Here is an 18,163-nt window from a genome sequence, read left to right on the forward strand (position 1 = left end):
GAAGAGAGACATGATTTACAAGTCGGTCGAAAAAATTCAGGAGAAGATTTCGTGCATTGGTATTGGCTGCTGGAACTTTGGCGGAGACTGGGACAGCAGCGCGGAAGAAAATTCGATTGCGATTGTTCACGCGGCCATGGATTTCGGCATCAACTTCTTTGATGTCGCACCGGTATACGGCTGGGGTGTGTCCGAGCAGATTCTGGGCAAGGCGCTCAAGCAGGACGGCAGACGTGAGAAGGTACTGATTGCGTCCAAGGGCGGCCTGCTGTGGAATGAAGCGCATCAGACCACCAATAACCTGTCGCGTGACAGCCTGATTCGTGAGTGCGAAGACAGTCTGCGCCGGTTGCAGACCGACTACATTGATATCTACCAGATGCATTGGCCCGATCCGAACGTACCGCTTGAAGAGACCGCTGAGGCACTCATCCGATTAAAAGAGCAGGGCAAGATTCGATATGTGGGACTGAGCAACTTTGCACAGGAAGACGTTGACAAGATGATGACCATGGTGTCGGTCGACTGCCAGCAGAGCCTCTATAACATGCTCGAGCGAAACACAGCATCCTATCACGGCATTCCGCTGCCTTATCGCACCGAGGACGAGGTGCTGCCCAATGTCAAAAAGAATGGTCAGGCATTTTTGCCGTATAGTCCGTTGTTCCAGGGACTGCTTGCCGGTCGTTTTCTGGATGGACAGAAATTCTCGGCGCGCGATATCCGCAATGAGAATCCGAAGCTGTCGGGCGAACAGTTTGAGGCGTATGCCGCATGCGCACGGCAGCTGCGGACGCTGGCCGAAGAGATGGGCAGACCGCTCAATGAGCTGGCACTCAACTGGCTGCGCCAGAAACCCGAAGTGACTTCGATCATCGGCGGCGCTTCCAGCTATGCACAGCTCGAAAAGAATGTACACTGCACGACCTGGGAGATCACAGACGAGCAGATGCAGCGCATTGAAGAGATCATCCATCCGTTTGCACATCGATAAACAGTAAGGAGGAAGAAGAACATGATTGCGAAGTATTGCACGGGCTTGCAGCACATTGGCATTCCGACCGATGACCCGGCAGGCACAGAGGCGTTTTATGAGAAGCTGGGATTTGTGACCGTTTATCGCACATCGACCGCGAGCGGTTCAGTGATTTTCACCGAGCTGGGCAATTTACAGATGGAAATCTACCAGCAGCAGCCGGCACGGACGGCGGGCGCAATCGATCACATCGCGATCGACGTGACCGACATTGAGGCGTGCTACACCTGGGCACAGGAAAACGGGATGGACATCATCTCGAACGGGATCGAGTCCCATGCATTTTGGGACAATGGCATTCGCTACTTCATCATTGCAGGCCCGAACGCCGAGAAAATTGAATTTTGTCAGATTTTGTGAGTAGGAGAACGATATGGAACAGATCAAGCTGAATAACGGTGTAATGATGCCGAGTGTTGGCTACGGCACTTGGAAGGCACCGACGAGTGAGATTACGATTGCAGCTGTGCGCGATGCCATCGAGAGCGGTTACCGTCTGATTGACTGCGCAGCGGTTTACGGCAATGAAAAAGAGGTCGGACAGGGCATTCAGGCGGCAGGCGCTGCACGTGAAGAACTGTTTATCGTAGGTAAGCTGTGGAACGACGTGCGCGGTTATGATGAGACCATGGAGGCGTTTGCGCAGACTTGTGCCGACTTGCAGGTCGACTACCTGGATATGTATATGCTACACTGGCCGCGTCCGCATAAGTACCATGACAATTACATCGAGATGAATGCAGCGTCGTGGAAGGCGATGGAGGACTTATTCAAAGCCGGTAAGGTGCGCAGTCTGGCGGTCAGCAATTTTAAAGTGCATCATCTGGAAGAGCTGATGGAACAGGCAGAGATCATGCCGGTGGTCAATCAGGTGGAATTCCACCCGAGCTGCCTGCAAACCGAGATTCGTACCTTCTGCGCACAGCATGACATTGCCGTACAGGGCTACAGCACGCTGGCCAATGGCAAGGTGTTCCAGTGCCCGGAGATCGAGCAGATCAGCCGGGAACTCGGCGTGAGCGTTGCCCAGCTGTGCACGCGGTATGCCATGCAGCACGGTGTCACACCGCTGGTCAAGAGCGTCAATGCCGAGCGCATTCGGGATAATCTGAAGCTGGATTTCACGCTGGATGCACAGATGATGCAGCGCATGGATGCGATCACGACCTGCGGTGGTTCGTACAAGGACAGTGACGAGATTACATTCTAAACAGAAGCATGAAAAAAGACCGATTCTCTGAATCGGTCTTTTTGTGTTTACAGATGCCGTCCCTGCTCGTTGAGGTATTGCAGATAGCGCAGCAGGAGAAATTCGTTGATGAGGAAGATTTGACGCATCGACCAGTAATCGGATTTGAGTCCGGTATTGACCTGATGGGTAAAGAAGGGGATATTGAAGTCACTGAAATAGATCAAGCGGTTACTCTGGATGCGGCAGATCGAAATGACCGTGCGACCCATGCGCTTGAGCTGTTCGGCAACCTGATTGATGAATTCGTTATTACCCGATAGGGAGATAAAGATGATGACGTCGCCTTCCTCGATACGCGGAAGCACTTGCAGCATTTCGTCCGAGCCATCAATGGTGCGCATGAGCCATTTGGTGATAAAGAATACACGGCGCAGATCGTAGGCTGCGAGCTGCTGGATGCTGCCCGAACCAAAGACGTAGATCGTGCGCGCATGCTCAAGCACGTGAAACAGGTCGTTTAGGTCGACCGTGCGAATGTACTCGAGCGTCTGTTGATAGTCCTGCGCGACCTGCTCAATCTCGGCAGGCTGGAAGCCGGCGGGTGCCTGCTGGTTTTGCCAGCGCAGAATAAATTTGAGCTCGCCAAAGCCTTTCAGACCGAGCTTGCGCGCAAAGCGGATAATGGTCGTGTGCGAGATATGGCAGGCTTCGGCCAGATCGTCGATACTCATATCCTGACATGCGGCCTCGTTTGCACTGATGTATTGCCAGATGTGCAAGTCGTTATCGCTCAGCTTGTGGTAATTCTGCTCGATCAGCTCGTGAAGGGTCATGCTCTTTCTCCTTTTTCCTCAGATACTCCAGATATTTCAGATACAGCAGCTCAATCAGGATAAAGAAGGAGGTCGTCGGCAGGTAGGGACGCTGCAGCTTCTGCTGCTGGATGGATATGGTGGTGATGTAGAGCTGGATATCGGAAATCTGGGCAAGGGTGTTGTCGCGCAGCTGGGTGATGGATACGAGCGGGACGTTGCGCACCTTGACCGCGTGTGCCAGTTCTACGATGGTGCGGGACTCGCCGGACAGCGACAGCATGACGACCAGATCTCGGCGGGTCAGGTTTTCCAGCATGACCGAGCCCTCACTCGGGCCGTTGATGGGATAGAACCACTTGTCGGCCGACAGGAACATGCGGCGCATTTCGTTTGCGACGGCATCCTGCACCATGCCCGAGCTGCAAATATAGAGGTTTTCCGATTCGTCGATCAGCCGGAGCAGCTGGGTATAGTCGGCGGTGCTGATTTCATCAATCGCCTGCTTGTAGATGGTGCAGGTCTGTGAAATGGGGTCGGGCGGCAGCTGTTCCTGTTCGCTTTCCATTTCCAGACACACGCGCAGGTCACGATAGCCGTGATAGCCCAGTTTTTTGGCAAAACGCAGGATGGTTGTGCGTGAGACATTGCACTTTGCACCTAGCTGTTCGATGGACAGACTGGAGCAGGTCGCGCGGTGTTTCTGGATATAGTTCCAGATGAGCATATCGGTTTCGCCCAGTTGATGACGATAGGTGTTGAATCGTTCATCCAGTTTCATACGCGGAAAAATCTCCTTTGTGGGATGGATACCGTGCGGATTACGGCAGCTTGCGTGAGATTTGGATACTTTCAGTATAAAGGATTTTGCAGGAGCTGTCCATAGCGTGCATGCGGTAAAAAAAGATGCACCATAAAGCCAGCTTTATGGTGCATCGAACAATTCAGGCTAAGCCTGCATTGGAGGGGACTTTTACTTCAGTTCGGGCCAGTAACCCTTGTTTGCCTCGATCAGATCGTCCAGGATGAGCTTTGCAACACGTGCGCTCGGAACGGTCTTGGACAGCGTCAGTGCCTGCCACAGCTTCTGGTAGCTGCCTTCAATCCAAGCCTCAACCGCCAGCTTCTCAACGCTGACCTGCTGCTCCATCAGACCCTTCTGGAACTGCGGGATAGCACCCTGGCAGATGCGCTCGTAGCCGTTCGAGCCAACGATGCAGGGAATCTCAACCATTGCGGTGCGGTCGAAGTTCTCAACTGCGCCCTCGTTGGGAACGATCAGCAGGAAGCGCTCGCCGGTGTTCTCAGCGATTGCACATGCCAGGTCAACGATGTAGGTTGCGTGTGCGTCAGCCTCGAAGCCGCAGCCCTTTGCAGTGCCCTTTGCGATGATATCGCGGCACATGCCGAAGACATGCTTTTCACGGCCGTCCATAACCTCGTTTGCACGGGTGTACTCCGGGTTGGAGTGCTCAACAACGTAGTCGGGGAACAGGTAGTACTTGAGGTAGGTGTTCGGGATGGTGGACGGATCGACTGCGTATACGTCGCGTGCCTTCTGGAAGGTCTCGATCCAGCTCTGGTCGACGTGCTGGTTGGTGTTGCTCAGTGCGTCAGCAAAACCGTTTGCAGCCATGTGCTCCTTGATGGCAGGCATCAGATCGTTGCCGTCCTTGTCGTAGATCTTGTGCCACCAGCCGAAGTGGTTGAGGCCGTAGTAGCCGACCTTCATCTCCTTGCGGCTCTTCAGACCGACCATGTTTGCCATCTTCTCTTCGAGGTCGATGGGCATGTCGCAGATGTTCAGAATCTTAGAGTTCGGACGCAGGCGGCGGGTTGCCTCAGCAACGATTGCAGCCGGGTTGGAGTAGTTGAGCATCCATGCATTGGGGCTGTACTTCTCCATGTAGTCCAGAATTTCCAGAACGCCGCCAATGGAGCGCATACCGTAAGCGATACCGCCGGGGCCGCAGGTCTCCTGACCAACAACGCCGTACTTGAGCGGAATCTTTTCGTCCTTCTCACGCATTGCGTACTTACCAACGCGGATGTGAGCCAGAACGAAGTCGATATCGGTGAAAGCGGTCTCGGGATCGGTGGTGTAGCCGAACTCGATGTCCGGAGCATTTTCCTTGAGGTAAATCTCGCAAGCCTTTGCAACGGTCTCCTGACGCTCTGCATCGTTATCGTAGAACATGATCTTGCGGATCGGGAAGCGGTCGCGCTCCTCGAGCAGCATCAGAGCGATGCCAGGGGTAAAGGTGGAGCCGCCGCCAGCGACTGTTACTGCATACTTCTTGTTAGACATAAGTCGTTCCTCCTGTACTATGTACATTAGTAAAATATGGGTTGATTTGTTAGCTTAAATTACGCCGACCTGCATCGAAGCGAAGAAGCAGATGCCTGCGAGAAGCAGGACGACGACACTGCCGCCGACCTCGGCGAACAGGCGTCTGGTCTGAATCTTTCGGAACGCGGCCATGGGGCCGAAACCGGTGTGCTTTTTGCAGCGCCAGAGGATGAGGGCGAAACCGATCACGCCGACCGTGCTCATCATCAGCAGTTCCGCGAGGAACAGGAAAGCAAGGTTGACCATCGCGTAGGGAGCGCGGCCATCACCCAGACGGCGCTGGCTGAGAATCAGGATCCAACCGGCATAGGGCTGGATCATCGCCGAGAGGAAGGAGATCGCCATGGTCGGATTGCCGGACAAAACGCCCTGCGAATCCAGACTTGCACCGCCCGTACCGATCCCGACGTAGCCGAGATACAGGAAGGGCATGCAGAACAAGACTATTTTCAAGATCGTAAACCAGCGATTGAGTTTATCGTCCTGCACTGCGGACGGAAGCAATTTCACCATTTTGATCTCCCTTTCTCAGATTGTTACAGCAATTCTTCTACCTGAGCGCGAACCTTGGGAACCGACAGACCGACGATGACCTGAACCGATTTGCCCTTGACCATTGCACCGTGTGCGCCGATGGACTTGAAGTATGTATCGGGCTGAACGATGCTGATGTCCTTGACATTGACACGCAGACGGGTCGCGCAGTTGGTCACGTCTACGATGTTATCCTTGCCGCCCAGACCTTCGAGGATCTTAGCAGCCAGTTCCTGCTTGCTGTTAGCAGCGGCGCCGCCCTTTTCAGCAGCCTGCTTGTCGCGGTATTCCTGCTTGGAGTAGAACTTAACGCCCTCGTCATCTTCACGACCGGGAGTCTTGAAGTTGAACTTGACGATGAGGAAGCGGAAGACCAGGAACCATACCAGCGTGCCGCACAGGCCGATAACCAGCATGAGCAGGTACTGCTTCCAGTGGTTTGCCATGAGCGGAATCCAGTTGAGGGACGCCATCTCGATTGCGCCGCCCGAGTGGATACCGACGATGCCTGCGAGGTACATAACAGTGGACAGGGTTGCTGCCAGCAGTGCATGTACAACGAAGAGCGGAGGTGCGATAAACAGGAAGGTGAATTCGATCGGCTCGGTGACGCCGCACAGGATTGCGGTCAGCGTCATGGGAAGCAGCAGAGCCAGAACCTGCTTTTTCTTCTCCGGACGTGCGGTCTTATAGAATGCCAGCGCGATACCGGGGCAGCCGAATACCTTGGAGAAGCCGGTTGCAGTAAAGCCTGCCTGCGGAACCAGCGAACGCAGCGACTCGGTGGAAGCTGCGATTTCGGGCAGCTTGTTTGCCCAGTAAGAGTACAGACCGCCCGGGACAACTGCGTTGTCGTAGTAGAACGGAGAGTACAGAATGTGGTGCAGACCGAAGGGAATGAGTGCACGCTCGAGGAATACGAAGACCCAGATGCCCAGTGCGCCGGTCGACTTGACGAAGCCCTGGAAAGCGAACATGCCAAGCTGAATCTTGGGCCAGATAAACGCTGCGAGCAGTGCGACCGGAATCATCACGAAGAAACCGATCATAAATACGAAGGTGGAACCGTTGAACGAACCCAGCCAGTCAGGCAGCTCGGTATCGAAGAAACGGTTGTGCAGGTAAATGACGATGCCCGAGATCGCAAGTGCACCAAGCATACCCATATCCAGGGTCTTGATGTTTGCGATCATCGCCAAACCGCTCGTGCCGCCAACCTCGGCACTGAAGTCAACACCGAATACCGATCCCCACTGGGAAAGCATGGTGCTGAGGAAGTAATGGAAGGTGAGGTACAGAACCAGCGCTTCCATGCAGCAGCGTGCGTTCTGTTTCTTTGCCATACCGATCGGCAGAGCGACAGCGAACAGCAGCGGCAGCTGATTGAACACAGTCCAACCACCCTGAAGGACTACGTTCCAGCACTGATAGAACAGGCTGTCCGGGGAAGCAAGGTCACCCATGATTGCTTCGGTTGTGAATAAGGTGCCGACACCGATCACAATACCCGCGAATGCAAACAGCAATACAGGAGTAAACATTGCACCGCCAAACTTTTGAATTTTTTGCATCATACCAGGAGTTCACGCCCTTTCTCTTATCCAATCCAGGTGGCCACCTGAGCTGTTGAACATAGAATATCAGCTTTCTTCCGCCTTTGCAATGCATTTGGAAGAGGATGGGAGAGCGTCGCCTAATTGATATATTTTCACATTTTATGTGAATTTTCACGAGCTGAATTGTGCCGCAAAAGAGATTCCGCAGAGACTGTAAAAGAGGGAGATTCAGAAGTATTTTGCGGAAAATGGTTTTGATTGTGCGGTAAAAGCTAGGTGGGAAGAAAAAGGAAAGCGAAGCACGGCAATATGAAACAAAAAAAGAGATCACCTGACTGTAAAAACAGGGTAATCTCACGAAAGAACGGAAAATGTTAAAGAAATAACGGGTTTTCGGCGGGAATTAAATCAAATTTGCGGCCAAATAAGCGCTGTGTGTGCGCGGTCACGCCTCAGTGAATTTGTAAAAATTCACACATTCACAAATGCGGTGACAACAAAAAAGGTAACGTCAAATGAACTGACGTTACCTTGAAATGCGTTTTGCCAATATGAGATTATGCGATTAAAAATAGGTGTAGTTGCACGGCTTTTCGTCCCATCCAATCGCGTTCTGCACATCCCGTGCAAAGCTTGGGTCACTGAGCTGCACCCGTCCCAGACGCAGGAGCTCGGACAGCGAGACCGCGCCGATGACGAACGACGAGAAGTCCGAAATGTCGGCGATCAGCAGGGTATCCGGTTGGACGTCGGATGATTCGGGGAGCAGGGTGACCGTTTGATCCTGGATGTGCAGCAGGTAGGTGCGTGCGTTGTGCGGGAGAAAACTGTCGCTGATCGAGACACCCAGCACGAAAGGTCGGGAGACCGGCGCACAGGTGTGGGTCTGAACGGCGAAATACTGTGCAACATCGAACAGACGAATCATGTTGCCCATGGTTCGCCGGCCGATTTCGTGGATGCAGCCGTCATGCGCCCGGTTCTCGCCGCTGTCCGGATTGGTAAACATCAGGTGCAGCGCGGGGTCGGGCGAGTAGATGCGTACCCGTTCGATCTGATCGACCTGACTTGCCAGGAAGGTCATGAACTGTTCGAGCGTGTCCAGATCATCATAGATCATTTCGCGCACGCACAGGTCGTGATACATGTCGGTATAGTGGTCGACCGGGACGAATTCAAAGGTCAGATAGCCGGTAATGCGTCCCTCCTTACGGCACAGGACAACATAGGGCATATCAAAAATACGGTGCGGATCCATGAAGTCATGGACGGTCGCGCCGTTGGTACGCGCCGCATACGCGCGGTAGTAGTCGAGCACAGCCTGTTTGTCGGCGGGTTCTGCGTAGCACAGATCCTGTTTGTGCCCGAATGAGCGGATGGCTGAGACACGGGGAGAATAAAAATAAGCCTCCATACAGTGTCCGTAGCCCATTTTTCGATAAAAGGCGGGGTTGAACGGGTGAAGACAGCCGACTGCTGTGCCCAGCTTGCAATAATAGTGCATGAGGACACAGAGCAGGTCGCGGGCGATATGTTCCTTTTTGTGCAGAAAATTGGTGGAGACATAGGCCGCCGCACCCATGGGCATCATCACGCCTCTGACGTTGAGGGTGAAATCCATCATCAGAATGGAGCCAATAAGTGTTCCGTTGTCGTCGAAACAGCCGAGGTAGCGTCCCTCGTTTGGATGATACAGCTCGAGTTCCATCGCTTCCAGAAGCGCGGGCGGCGTTTTGGACGGAAATGCGGTCAAAACATTCCGTTTCAGCTGCTCGACCTCCTGCGGAAGTACGAATCTGATATCCATTTTTTCACTCCTTTGCTGAGTATATCAGCCGGCTGGAACGGCTGATACGCGCACCAGCTGCTTTTATTATGGATGTTTCGCATAAAAAGTCAAGTAGCATTTTGGTGTTATCTGTCAAAATGCTGAAAAAGATTTGTTTTTGCCATTGACGGCGGCGAATAAAAAGGGTATGATATAGGCAAATGGTGGAGCCACGGCGAGGCAGCATGCGGCATTCCAACATCAGAATAGGTGCGATGTAGCGTCTTGACTTCTGGAAAAATTTTAGGGGTTCAAGGCGCCTTTTTGCGCTTTTGAACCAAAGCCCGCATTTTGTAGGAGGCGGTGTGTGTTGGATAAATTCGATTTGCATACCAAAATCTTCATCGGAAGCAAGTCTTTCGATAAAATGTTAGAGCAGAGGCGACGCGTGTTCATTGTCACGGACAAGTTCATGCACGAAAGCGGTCGCGTCAGTTATCTGACCGACAAGATCAAAGCCGAGGGCGCCAAGTGGGAGATCTTCTCCGACGTCACTCCCGATCCGGACATCGAAACGGTCACGGCGGGTGTCGCCAAAATCTTGGAGTTTCAGCCCGATACCGTCATCGCACTGGGCGGCGGATCGCCCATCGATGCGGCCAAGGCTATCGTCTATTTTGCGGCCAAACAGATCGATCTGCGTGACTGTCCCTTTGTCGCCGTGCCGACCACGAGTGGAACGGGCAGCGAGGTCAGTAAATTTGCGGTCATCACCGACCGTGCCCGCGGCATCAAATATCCACTGATTGACGATACGTTATTACCCGACTATGCGGTACTCGACGCCGAGCTGACGTGCAGCGTACCGCCCAAGGTCACAGCCGATACTGGTCTGGACGTGCTGACCCATGCAATTGAAGCATTTGTCTGCACCGAAGCCAACGCATTCACCGATGCACTGGCCGAAAAGTCGGTCAAGCTGGTTGACCATTATCTGTTACTCGCTTACAAGGAACCCGATAACCGGGAGGCAAGACAGGGCATGCACAATGCATCCTGCCTTGCAGGCGCAGCCTTTTCCAATGCCGGACTTGGCCTGTGCCACAGTATGGCGCATGCGATGGGCGCACAGTTCCATATTCCGCATGGACGCGCAAACGCCATCCTGCTGCCCGTTGTTATGAGCTTTAACGCAGGCTGTGAGACCACGCTGACCCCGGTCGCAACGCGCTACGCTGAGCTTGCATCGCTCATCGGCATGGGCGCGACCAGCATGCGTCAGAGTGCACTCAACCTCATCCACATGGTACGCCGCTTGCAGCAGCGCATGGGTGTTCCGCAGTGCATCAAGGATGCCGGTGTCTCGGCAGAGGACTTTGAGGCGGCTCTGGATACTATGGCAGACGCAGCGCTCGCTGATCGCTGCACTGCAACCAATCCCAAGCCGTGCACCAAGGAAGATATCATAGAACTGTACCGTCAGGCATATTCCAAGAGCAATCGGAAGGGCCTGTCATAACAATTGATGCGGTGAGAGAGGAATCAAAATGGTAGAGTTAGACGAAAAAACCCGCATCATACAGGAATTTGTGCCCGGTAAACAGGTCACCCTGGCGCATGTGATCGCAAGCCCGGTCACACAGCTGTATGAAAAGCTGGGACTGATCGACGGCGAGGGCGCGATTGGTATTTTTACCATCACCCCGAGTGAGGCTGCCATGATCGCAGCCGACGTTGCAAGCAAGGCGGCCGACGTTTCCATCGGCTTTGTCGATCGCTTTAACGGCTCGCTGGTTATTACCGGCGATGTCGCGGCGGTCGAGGCATCGCTGCACGACGTTATGTCCGTCCTGTGCGATAAGATGGGCTTTGCTTCGGCACCGATTACCAAGACCTGAGGCAATTATGGAAGAAAAAAGAATCATTCTGATCGGCCGTTCGGCAGCAGGAAAAACCACCTTGTGCCAGTATTTGAGCCATCAGGACTTACATTATCACAAGACGCAGACCGTGCAGATTGTCAATCAGTGCATGATTGATACGCCGGGCGAGTATCTCGAACGGCGCTCTATGCGCGGCGCACTCATGGTGACTTCGGTCGATGCCGAACTCATCGTGCTGGTGCAGGACGCGACCGAAAACGGTACGATGTTCCCGCCAGCGTATAACAGCATGTTTGCAAAGCCCACGGTCGGAATCGTGACCAAGAGCGATATTGCAACACCAGAGCAGATTGAAAAAGCAAAAAAATATCTGAAAATGGCAGGTGCCAGAAAGGTTTTTGTGACAAGCAGCGTGACCGGGGAAGGATTTGACGAACTGGTCGAGCTGCTGGGCTATCCTGAGCGTCCCAAAGACCAAACATAAACCCTAGGGAGGAAGACATGGCAAACCCCGCGCTCCGGATTGTGATTGCCGATGACGAGCCAATCACACGGATGGATTTGAAAGAATTTTTGGAAGAAAGAGGATACAGCGTACTCGGAGAGGCGACCGACGGCTTTGATGCCATCGAGATGTGCAAGAAGATCAAGCCCGATCTGGTGCTGATGGACATCAAGATGCCCTTGCTCGACGGCCTTTCCGCCGCTCGTATTTTGCAGCAGGAGCAGATCGGCGCGACCATCGTGCTTCTGACCGCGTACAGTGAACGGGAATTTATCGACAGTGCAAAAGAGATCGGCGTGAGCGGATATCTGGTCAAGCCGATTGATGAAAAGTCGATCATTCCGTGCATTGAGCTGGCAGTTGCACGCAGCCGCGAGATGCAGAAACTGCAAAAGGACATTGCAAAAGTAGAAGAACGTCTGGAAAGCCGCAGCATCATTGAGAAAGCCAAGGGCAAGATCATGGAGCGCAACGGCTTGTGCGAGCAGGAAGCTTACGATTTCATCCGAAAACTCAGCTTAACCAAAAACCTGTCCATGCGTCGGGTTGCCGAGATCATTTTGCAGGCCGGAGGATAAGCATGGATCAGATTACTTCGCTGTGTAAGCAATATACCGATTTGACCGATCAGGAAATCGCCATGATCGCGGGCATGTCGGGTATGCTCCAGCCGTTGGCCAATCTGGAGGATGCGGATATTTTCATTGACTGTCCGACACGGGACGGTGACGCGATCGTGGTGGCCGAGGCCAAACCCGAGGACGCGCCGTCTTCGTACAAACTCACGGTCGTCGGTCTGCTGGCCAAACCGGAGAACGAACCGGCTGTTGCCCGGACGTTTATGCTGGGTGTGGCGACCAAGCAGGTCAAGGCGATCACCCAGGAGCGCACACGAGTCATTCAGTCGGTCGAGCCGATCAAAAACGGTGACCGCGTGATCGGTGTGCTGATTCAGGAAAAACGAGATGAGACCGGCGCGGTGCGTGACCGTTTGCATCTGTCCGAACAGAGCTTTCAGCGCATGGCCGACATGCTGCTGCACGTCTCGGGTGAGAACAGTTGGCTGCCGGAGTGCATCGACGAGGCGCTTTTGATCGTGGATAAGGAAGGAATGGTCACATTCCGCAACTCACTGGCCCGTGAGCTGTATGAGCGGCTGGGTTATGTGGGCGATATCCTCGGACAGCGCTACGAGAATGTACGACTCATCGACGACCCGGCTGAGGGCGAGGACTCGGACGGTTATACTTCGGTAGAAACCCTGGTCGGTTCGCACGCTTTGTCCATCAAGCGCATTCAAATCCGCTCGGAAGAGGTCGATTTTGGTATTATTATCCGGGATATCACTTCTCAGCGTGAGCAGGAAAAGCAGCTGATTTTAAAATCGGTTGCGATTAAGGAAATTCATCATCGAGTTAAAAATAACTTACAGACCATCGCCAGTCTGCTCCGCTTGCAGACGCGCCGGACGGAAAATGAGTCCACGCGCGAGGTGCTCAGCGAGAGCATGAACCGCATTTTGTCCATCGCCGCCACCCATGAGCTGCTCGCACGCAGCGGCGTCGATCAGGTCATGCTGGGCGAGGTGCTGGTCAATATTAAAAATAACGCGGTGCGCTATTTTGCACCGCAATATCTCAAGCTGCATATTGCAGTCGAGGGAGACGACTTTTTGGTCGACTCCGAAGTTGCAACATCGGTTGCCCTGATTACCAATGAATTGCTTCAGAATTCTCTGAAGTACGCGTTTTTGAACCGGGAAAACGGCTCGATTCGCATTCAGGTAACGCACGGTGACCTGTATTCCACCATTACCGTCGTTGACGACGGATGTGGATTTGATGTAGGCGCTGCACGCAATGACCGTCTGGGTCTGAGCATTGTGCAGACCTTGGTCAAAGATAAGCTGCATGGCCGTCTGTCCATCCAGTCGGATGAGAGCGGTACGACCGTGACCTTTGACTTTCAAACACAACTGATCGACCTGACCGGTGTGACGTAATACCGGCCGGAAACAGAACCGAACGACGCAGTCCGGATGCCGCAGGATTTTCCTGCGCTTCGGACTGTTTTTATTTTTCCAAAAGGCAGGTGACGTCATGCAGGAGATTGTTAAGAGCGTGGGCATCGATATCGGCACATCCACGACACAGTTGGTATTCAGCCGGCTGGTGGTCGAGAACCTGGCCGGAAGCTATGCGGTGCCGCGCGTCTCGATTGTGCAGAAAGAGGTCGTCTATCGAAGCAATATCTACTTTACGCCGCTGTTGTCCGCGACCGAGATTGACGCGGAAGCGGTCAAGAAGATCGTCTGGGAAGAGTACAAGGCAGCGGGCATGACACCGCATGATCTCAAGACCGGCGCGGTCATCATCACCGGTGAGACCGCCCGCAAGCAGAACGCCAATCAGGTGCTCGAAGCGTTGTCCGACCTGGCAGGTGACTTCGTCGTTGCCACCGCAGGCCCCGATCTTGAGAGTGTGCTGTCGGCACGCGGCGCGGGCGCCGATCGGATTTCCGAGGAGGAGCGCAAGACGGTCGCCAATATCGACGTTGGCGGCGGTACTTCCAATATCGCCCTCTATCAAAAGGGAATTTTGAAAGGCGTAAGCTGTCTGGACATCGGCGGACGACTGATTCAAGTTAAAAACGGTAAGATTTCGTATATTTTCTCAAAAATTCAGGCGCTGGCCAAAAAACATGGCATCGACATTCAGGTAGGACAGCAGGCAGACATCCCGACGCTGACCCGTGTGTGCGAGTTCATGGCCGATCAACTGGCACAGGCGCTGTTCCTCAAACCGCAGGATGCGGAACACCGCGGACTGTATACCAATGATGGCACGTCCATCCCTTCGGAGCCGCCTGTGCAGGGCGTGACCTTCTCCGGAGGCGTGGCTGATTATATTTACAATCCCACAACGGAGGATGTATTCCGTTATGGGGACATCGGCGTATTGCTTGGACGAGCCATACGCAGCCACCCGGCGTTTGGGCAGATTGAGCTGTATCAGGCTGCCGAAACCATCCGTGCGACGGTCGTAGGTGCGGGCACGCATACGACCGAGGTGAGCGGCAGTACGATCACCTACGCAGCCGACCGGCTGCCAATCAAGAATGTGCCCATTTTGAAAGTATCGGAGGAAGACGAAGCGGTGCTGGAAACGCTGTCGGCTTCCATCATCAATCAGATGCCGCTCTACCGGCCCGAGGGCAGGACCGAGCAGATCGCCATTGCATTCACAGGACGCGGGCGCACCAGCTTTGCGGACATTCAGATGCTGGCGGAAGCGGTAATCAAAGGCGCGAAGGAGGCGATCGAATCCCCATTTCCCTTAGTCCTGGTGATCGAAAATGATATCGGTAAAGTGCTGGGCAACGCGATTCGGGTCAAACTCGAACACAAAAAGGATGTCATCTGTATCGACGGCATCCGCACGCTGAGCGGCGACTATATCGATATCGGAGAACCACTTGCGAACGGGCACGTGGTGCCTGTTGTAATCAAGACATTGATCTTCAATTCTTGAAAAACTAACGAGAGGTGAGTGAATGTGATACTGAAAACCAAGCTTTTTGGCCATACTTACGAGTTTAAGTCGCTCAGAGAGGTCATGGCAAAGGCCAACGAAGAAAAATCGGGCGACAAGCTGGCAGGCATTGCTGCAGAGGATGCGCAGGAGCGCGTTGCAGCCAAGGTCGTCCTGTCTCATATCACGCTCAATGAGATCCGCAACAATCCGGCGGTTCCCTACGAAGAAGACGAAGTCACCCGTATCATTCAGGATGCGGTCAACGAGACCATCTTCGCACAGTTCAAGAACATGACTGTCGCAGAGTTCCGTGAATGGCTGCTCGACGAGCGCACCGACGGTGAGATGATCCGCCGTGCATCGCGTGGTCTGACCAGTGAGATCGTTGCAGCTGTTTGTAAGCTCATGAGCAACCTTGATCTGATCTATGCGGCCAAGAAAATGCGCGTATCCGCTCATTGTAATACGACCATCGGTCTGCCGGGTACGTTCTCGTCCCGTCTGCAGCCCAACCACACCACCGACGATCCCAAGGGTATCATCGCATCGGTTATGGAAGGTCTGTCCCTTGGCTGCGGCGACGCAGTTATCGGCCTGAACCCCGTTGACGACTCGGTTGAGAGCGTTGCGCGTATCCTCAAGATGTTCGATGAATTCAAGAATAAGTGGGAAGTTCCGACTCAGATCTGCGTGCTGGCTCACGTTACCACCCAGACCGAGGCGGCTGATAAGTTTAATGCACCGATCGACCTGATGTTCCAGTCCATCGCAGGTTCCCAGAAGGGCAACGAGGCCTTCGGCCTGACCGCTCAGATGCTGGACGAAGGCCGCGACATGATGCTCCACAAGGGCACCTCCACCGGCCCGAACGTCATGTACTTCGAGACCGGCCAAGGCTCCGAGCTGTCGTCTGAAGCACATAACGGCTGGGACCAGGTTACCATGGAAGCACGCTGCTACGGTTTTGCAAAGCGCTACAATCCGTTCCTTGTCAACACGGTTGTCGGCTTCATCGGCCCCGAGTACCTGTACGATTCCAAGCAGGTCATTCGTGCAGGCCTGGAAGACCACTTCATGGGCAAGCTGACCGGTATCCCGATGGGCTGTGACGCATGCTACACCAACCACATGAAGGCTGACCAGAACGATATCGAGAACCTGGCAACGCTGCTGGTTGCTGCGGGCTGCAACTATATCATGGGTGTACCGCAGGGTGATGACTGCATGCTGATGTACCAGTGCACCGGCTATCACGAAGCAGCTGCACTGCGCGAAGTCTTTGGACTGCGCCCGATCAAGGAATTTGATCAGTGGCTGGAGAAGATGGGCTTCTCGGAGAACGGCAAGCTGACACCCAAGGCGGGCGACGCTTCGGTCTTTATGACAAAGTAAGAAGGAGGCGCAGACTGAATGGATCAGAAGGATTTAAAAGCGATCATCGAACAGGTGCTTGCAGAAATGAATATTTCGGGTGCTGCGGCTGAGACGGCTGCGTCTGCTGCTCAGGCGGCATGCTGCGCAGGCAGCGCACCGGTTGTAGAAGACGGCTGCATCCCGGATGTAACCGAGGTTAACATCCGTACCCAGTATCTGGTAAAGAATCCCGAGCACGGTGAGGAGTACGCAGAGCTCAAGGCAAACGCTCCCTGCCGTCTGGGCATCGGCAAGGCTGGTGCTCGTTATAAGACCGATCCCATGCTGCAGTTCCGTGCCGCACACTCGGCCGCACAGGATGCCGTATTCAATGACGTCGATCATGATTTCGTAGAAAAGCAGATGGGTCTGTTCATCGTACAGACGCAGTGTGAAAACAAGGACGTTTATCTGACCCGTCCTGACCTGGGCCGTAAGCTGTCCCCCGAGGCAGTTGCAACGCTCAAGGAAAAGTGCAAAAAGTCCCCCACCGTACAGATCTATGTTGCTGACGGTCTGTCCTCTGCGGCAGTTGCAGCGAACGTCGCTGACCTGCTGCCCGCAATCATGCAGGGCCTGCAGAGCTACCGCATCGACGTAGGCACCCCGTTCTTCGTAAAGTTCGGTCGTGTCGGTGTTATGGATGAGATCTCCGAGCTGCTGGGCGCAGAAGTTACCTGTACCCTGATCGGTGAACGTCCGGGTCTGATTACCGCCGAGTCCATGTCGGCATATATTGCTTACAAGGCAACGGTCGGCATGCCTGAGGCACGCAGAACGGTCGTCTCCAACATCCATAAAAACGGTACGATCCCTGCCGAGGCAGGCGCGCACATTGCGGAGATCATCAAGATCATGCTGGAAAAGAAGGCCAGCGGAACCGACTTGAAACTGTAACAGGGAGGCAATAAAAATGAAAAGAGATCCTGTAAGAGCAACCGTTCTGGCATCTAAAATTATTCCGAACGTCTCTCCCGATCTTGCCAAGCAGCTGAATCTGGAACCCGACCAGAAGTCTCTGGCACTTCTGACCACCGACTGTGATGATGTCGGCTACACCGCAGTGGATGAAGCAACCAAGAAGGCGGACGTTAAGGTCGTGTATGCAAAGAGCTTCTACGGCGGCGCAGCAAACGCAAACACCAAGCTGGCCGGTGAGTTCATCGGCATCCTGGCAGGCCCCAACCCGGCAGAGGTTAAGGCTGGCCTGCAGGCAGCAGTTGATATGGTAGAGAACGTTGCACACTTTATCTCGGCAAACGAGGACGACAGCATCGTATACTACGCACAGTGCATTTCCCGTACCGGTTCTTACCTGTCCGAGGGCGCTGGCATTCAGGAAGGCGAAGCACTGGCTTACCTGATCGCACCGCCGCTTGAGGCAATGTATGGCGTGGATGCTGCGCTCAAGGCAGCAGACGTTAAGATGTGCGTTCTGTACGCACCCCCGTCCGAGACCAACTTCGGCGGAGCACTGCTGACGGGCAGTCAGTCGGCCTGCAAGTCGGCCTGTGAGGCCTTTGCAGCAGCGGTTGAGTTCGTTGCAGATACCCCGAGAGTCGAATAATCTCCCAAAGTAAT

General features: G+C 54.0%; 19 protein-coding genes. 12 read left to right on the forward strand and 7 right to left on the reverse strand.

Going from position 1 to position 18,163, the window contains the following annotated elements; genetic code table 11:
- The first annotated feature begins 10 nt into the window (after window positions 1-10).
- From B5D52_RS03080 to B5D52_RS03090, 3 genes are read left to right on the forward strand one after another with little or no spacing between them, the layout of a single operon-like run.
- The gene (locus B5D52_RS03080; RefSeq protein ID WP_016147403.1) at window positions 11-994 is read left to right on the forward strand and encodes an aldo/keto reductase; all 984 of its coding nucleotides are present in this window, start codon (window positions 11-13) and stop codon (window positions 992-994) included.
- Window positions 995-1,015: 21 nt separating this feature from the next.
- Window positions 1,016-1,396, forward strand: coding sequence for a VOC family protein (locus B5D52_RS03085; protein WP_016147402.1), 381 nt, complete (start codon window positions 1,016-1,018; stop codon window positions 1,394-1,396).
- A gap of 13 nt (window positions 1,397-1,409) precedes the next feature.
- Window positions 1,410-2,246 (forward strand): aldo/keto reductase, encoded by an 837-nt coding sequence (locus tag B5D52_RS03090; protein ID WP_016147401.1) that lies wholly within the window; start codon window positions 1,410-1,412, stop codon window positions 2,244-2,246.
- Window positions 2,247-2,293: 47 nt separating this feature from the next.
- Here B5D52_RS03090 and B5D52_RS03095 read toward each other — a convergent pair whose 3' ends face one another.
- The 7 genes from B5D52_RS03095 to B5D52_RS16205 form a co-directional block, all read right to left on the reverse strand.
- Entirely contained in the window at window positions 2,294-3,061 is a 768-nt protein-coding gene (locus B5D52_RS03095) for a MurR/RpiR family transcriptional regulator (protein WP_016147400.1), read from the reverse strand.
- On the reverse strand, window positions 3,012-3,821 hold the full coding sequence (locus tag B5D52_RS03100; RefSeq protein WP_016147399.1) for a MurR/RpiR family transcriptional regulator: 810 nt from the start codon (window positions 3,819-3,821) through the stop codon (window positions 3,012-3,014). Before B5D52_RS03100 ends, B5D52_RS03095 begins: the two co-directional genes overlap by 50 nt.
- A gap of 192 nt (window positions 3,822-4,013) precedes the next feature.
- Window positions 4,014-5,348 (reverse strand): 6-phospho-alpha-glucosidase, encoded by a 1,335-nt coding sequence (locus tag B5D52_RS03105; RefSeq protein WP_016147398.1) that lies wholly within the window; start codon window positions 5,346-5,348, stop codon window positions 4,014-4,016.
- Between the two features lie 54 nt (window positions 5,349-5,402).
- Window positions 5,403-5,903 (reverse strand): hypothetical protein, encoded by a 501-nt coding sequence (locus B5D52_RS03110; protein ID WP_016147397.1) that lies wholly within the window; start codon window positions 5,901-5,903, stop codon window positions 5,403-5,405.
- A 23-nt stretch (window positions 5,904-5,926) separates the two neighbouring features.
- Window positions 5,927-7,498, reverse strand: a complete 1,572-nt coding sequence (locus B5D52_RS03115; protein ID WP_016147396.1) for an alpha-glucoside-specific PTS transporter subunit IIBC — start codon at window positions 7,496-7,498, stop codon at window positions 5,927-5,929.
- Window positions 7,499-8,045: 547 nt separating this feature from the next.
- Entirely contained in the window at window positions 8,046-9,287 is a 1,242-nt protein-coding gene (locus B5D52_RS03120) for a GNAT family N-acetyltransferase (RefSeq protein ID WP_016147395.1), read from the reverse strand.
- Between the two features lie 4 nt (window positions 9,288-9,291).
- Window positions 9,292-9,639, reverse strand: a complete 348-nt coding sequence (locus B5D52_RS16205) for a hypothetical protein (protein ID WP_178139584.1) — start codon at window positions 9,637-9,639, stop codon at window positions 9,292-9,294.
- Between B5D52_RS16205 and B5D52_RS03125 the strand changes: the two genes are divergently transcribed.
- From B5D52_RS03125 to eutL, 9 genes are all read left to right on the forward strand, one after another.
- Window positions 9,616-10,767 carry a 1-propanol dehydrogenase PduQ gene (locus B5D52_RS03125; RefSeq protein WP_016147394.1) on the forward strand — a complete coding sequence of 384 codons (1,152 nt, stop codon included), beginning with the start codon at window positions 9,616-9,618 and terminating at the stop codon, window positions 10,765-10,767. The two genes, B5D52_RS16205 and B5D52_RS03125, sit on opposite strands and share 24 nt — an antisense overlap.
- A 28-nt stretch (window positions 10,768-10,795) precedes the next feature.
- Window positions 10,796-11,146 carry an ethanolamine utilization microcompartment protein EutS gene (eutS, locus tag B5D52_RS03130; RefSeq protein ID WP_016147393.1) on the forward strand — a complete coding sequence of 117 codons (351 nt, stop codon included), beginning with the start codon at window positions 10,796-10,798 and terminating at the stop codon, window positions 11,144-11,146.
- 7 nt (window positions 11,147-11,153) lie between these two features.
- Window positions 11,154-11,615, forward strand: coding sequence for a EutP/PduV family microcompartment system protein (locus tag B5D52_RS03135; RefSeq protein ID WP_016147392.1), 462 nt, complete (start codon window positions 11,154-11,156; stop codon window positions 11,613-11,615).
- Window positions 11,616-11,632: 17 nt separating this feature from the next.
- Window positions 11,633-12,214 carry an ANTAR domain-containing response regulator gene (locus B5D52_RS03140; RefSeq protein ID WP_016147391.1) on the forward strand — a complete coding sequence of 194 codons (582 nt, stop codon included), beginning with the start codon at window positions 11,633-11,635 and terminating at the stop codon, window positions 12,212-12,214.
- Window positions 12,215-12,216: 2 nt separating this feature from the next.
- Window positions 12,217-13,638 (forward strand): sensor histidine kinase, encoded by a 1,422-nt coding sequence (locus B5D52_RS03145; RefSeq protein WP_016147390.1) that lies wholly within the window; start codon window positions 12,217-12,219, stop codon window positions 13,636-13,638.
- A 97-nt stretch (window positions 13,639-13,735) separates the two neighbouring features.
- Entirely contained in the window at window positions 13,736-15,166 is a 1,431-nt protein-coding gene (eutA, locus tag B5D52_RS03150) for an ethanolamine ammonia-lyase reactivating factor EutA (protein ID WP_016147389.1), read from the forward strand.
- A 24-nt stretch (window positions 15,167-15,190) separates the two neighbouring features.
- Entirely contained in the window at window positions 15,191-16,561 is a 1,371-nt protein-coding gene (locus B5D52_RS03155; RefSeq protein ID WP_016147388.1) for an ethanolamine ammonia-lyase subunit EutB, read from the forward strand.
- A gap of 18 nt (window positions 16,562-16,579) precedes the next feature.
- The gene (gene eutC / locus B5D52_RS03160) at window positions 16,580-17,479 is read left to right on the forward strand and encodes an ethanolamine ammonia-lyase subunit EutC (protein WP_016147387.1); all 900 of its coding nucleotides are present in this window, start codon (window positions 16,580-16,582) and stop codon (window positions 17,477-17,479) included.
- 16 nt (window positions 17,480-17,495) lie between these two features.
- On the forward strand, window positions 17,496-18,149 hold the full coding sequence (gene eutL / locus B5D52_RS03165) for an ethanolamine utilization microcompartment protein EutL (RefSeq protein ID WP_016147386.1): 654 nt from the start codon (window positions 17,496-17,498) through the stop codon (window positions 18,147-18,149).
- Window positions 18,150-18,163 lie beyond the last annotated feature (14 nt).

The sequence above is a fragment of the Butyricicoccus pullicaecorum DSM 23266 genome, assembly GCF_900167005.1.
GTDB classification, from domain to species: domain Bacteria; phylum Bacillota; class Clostridia; order Oscillospirales; family Butyricicoccaceae; genus Butyricicoccus; species Butyricicoccus pullicaecorum.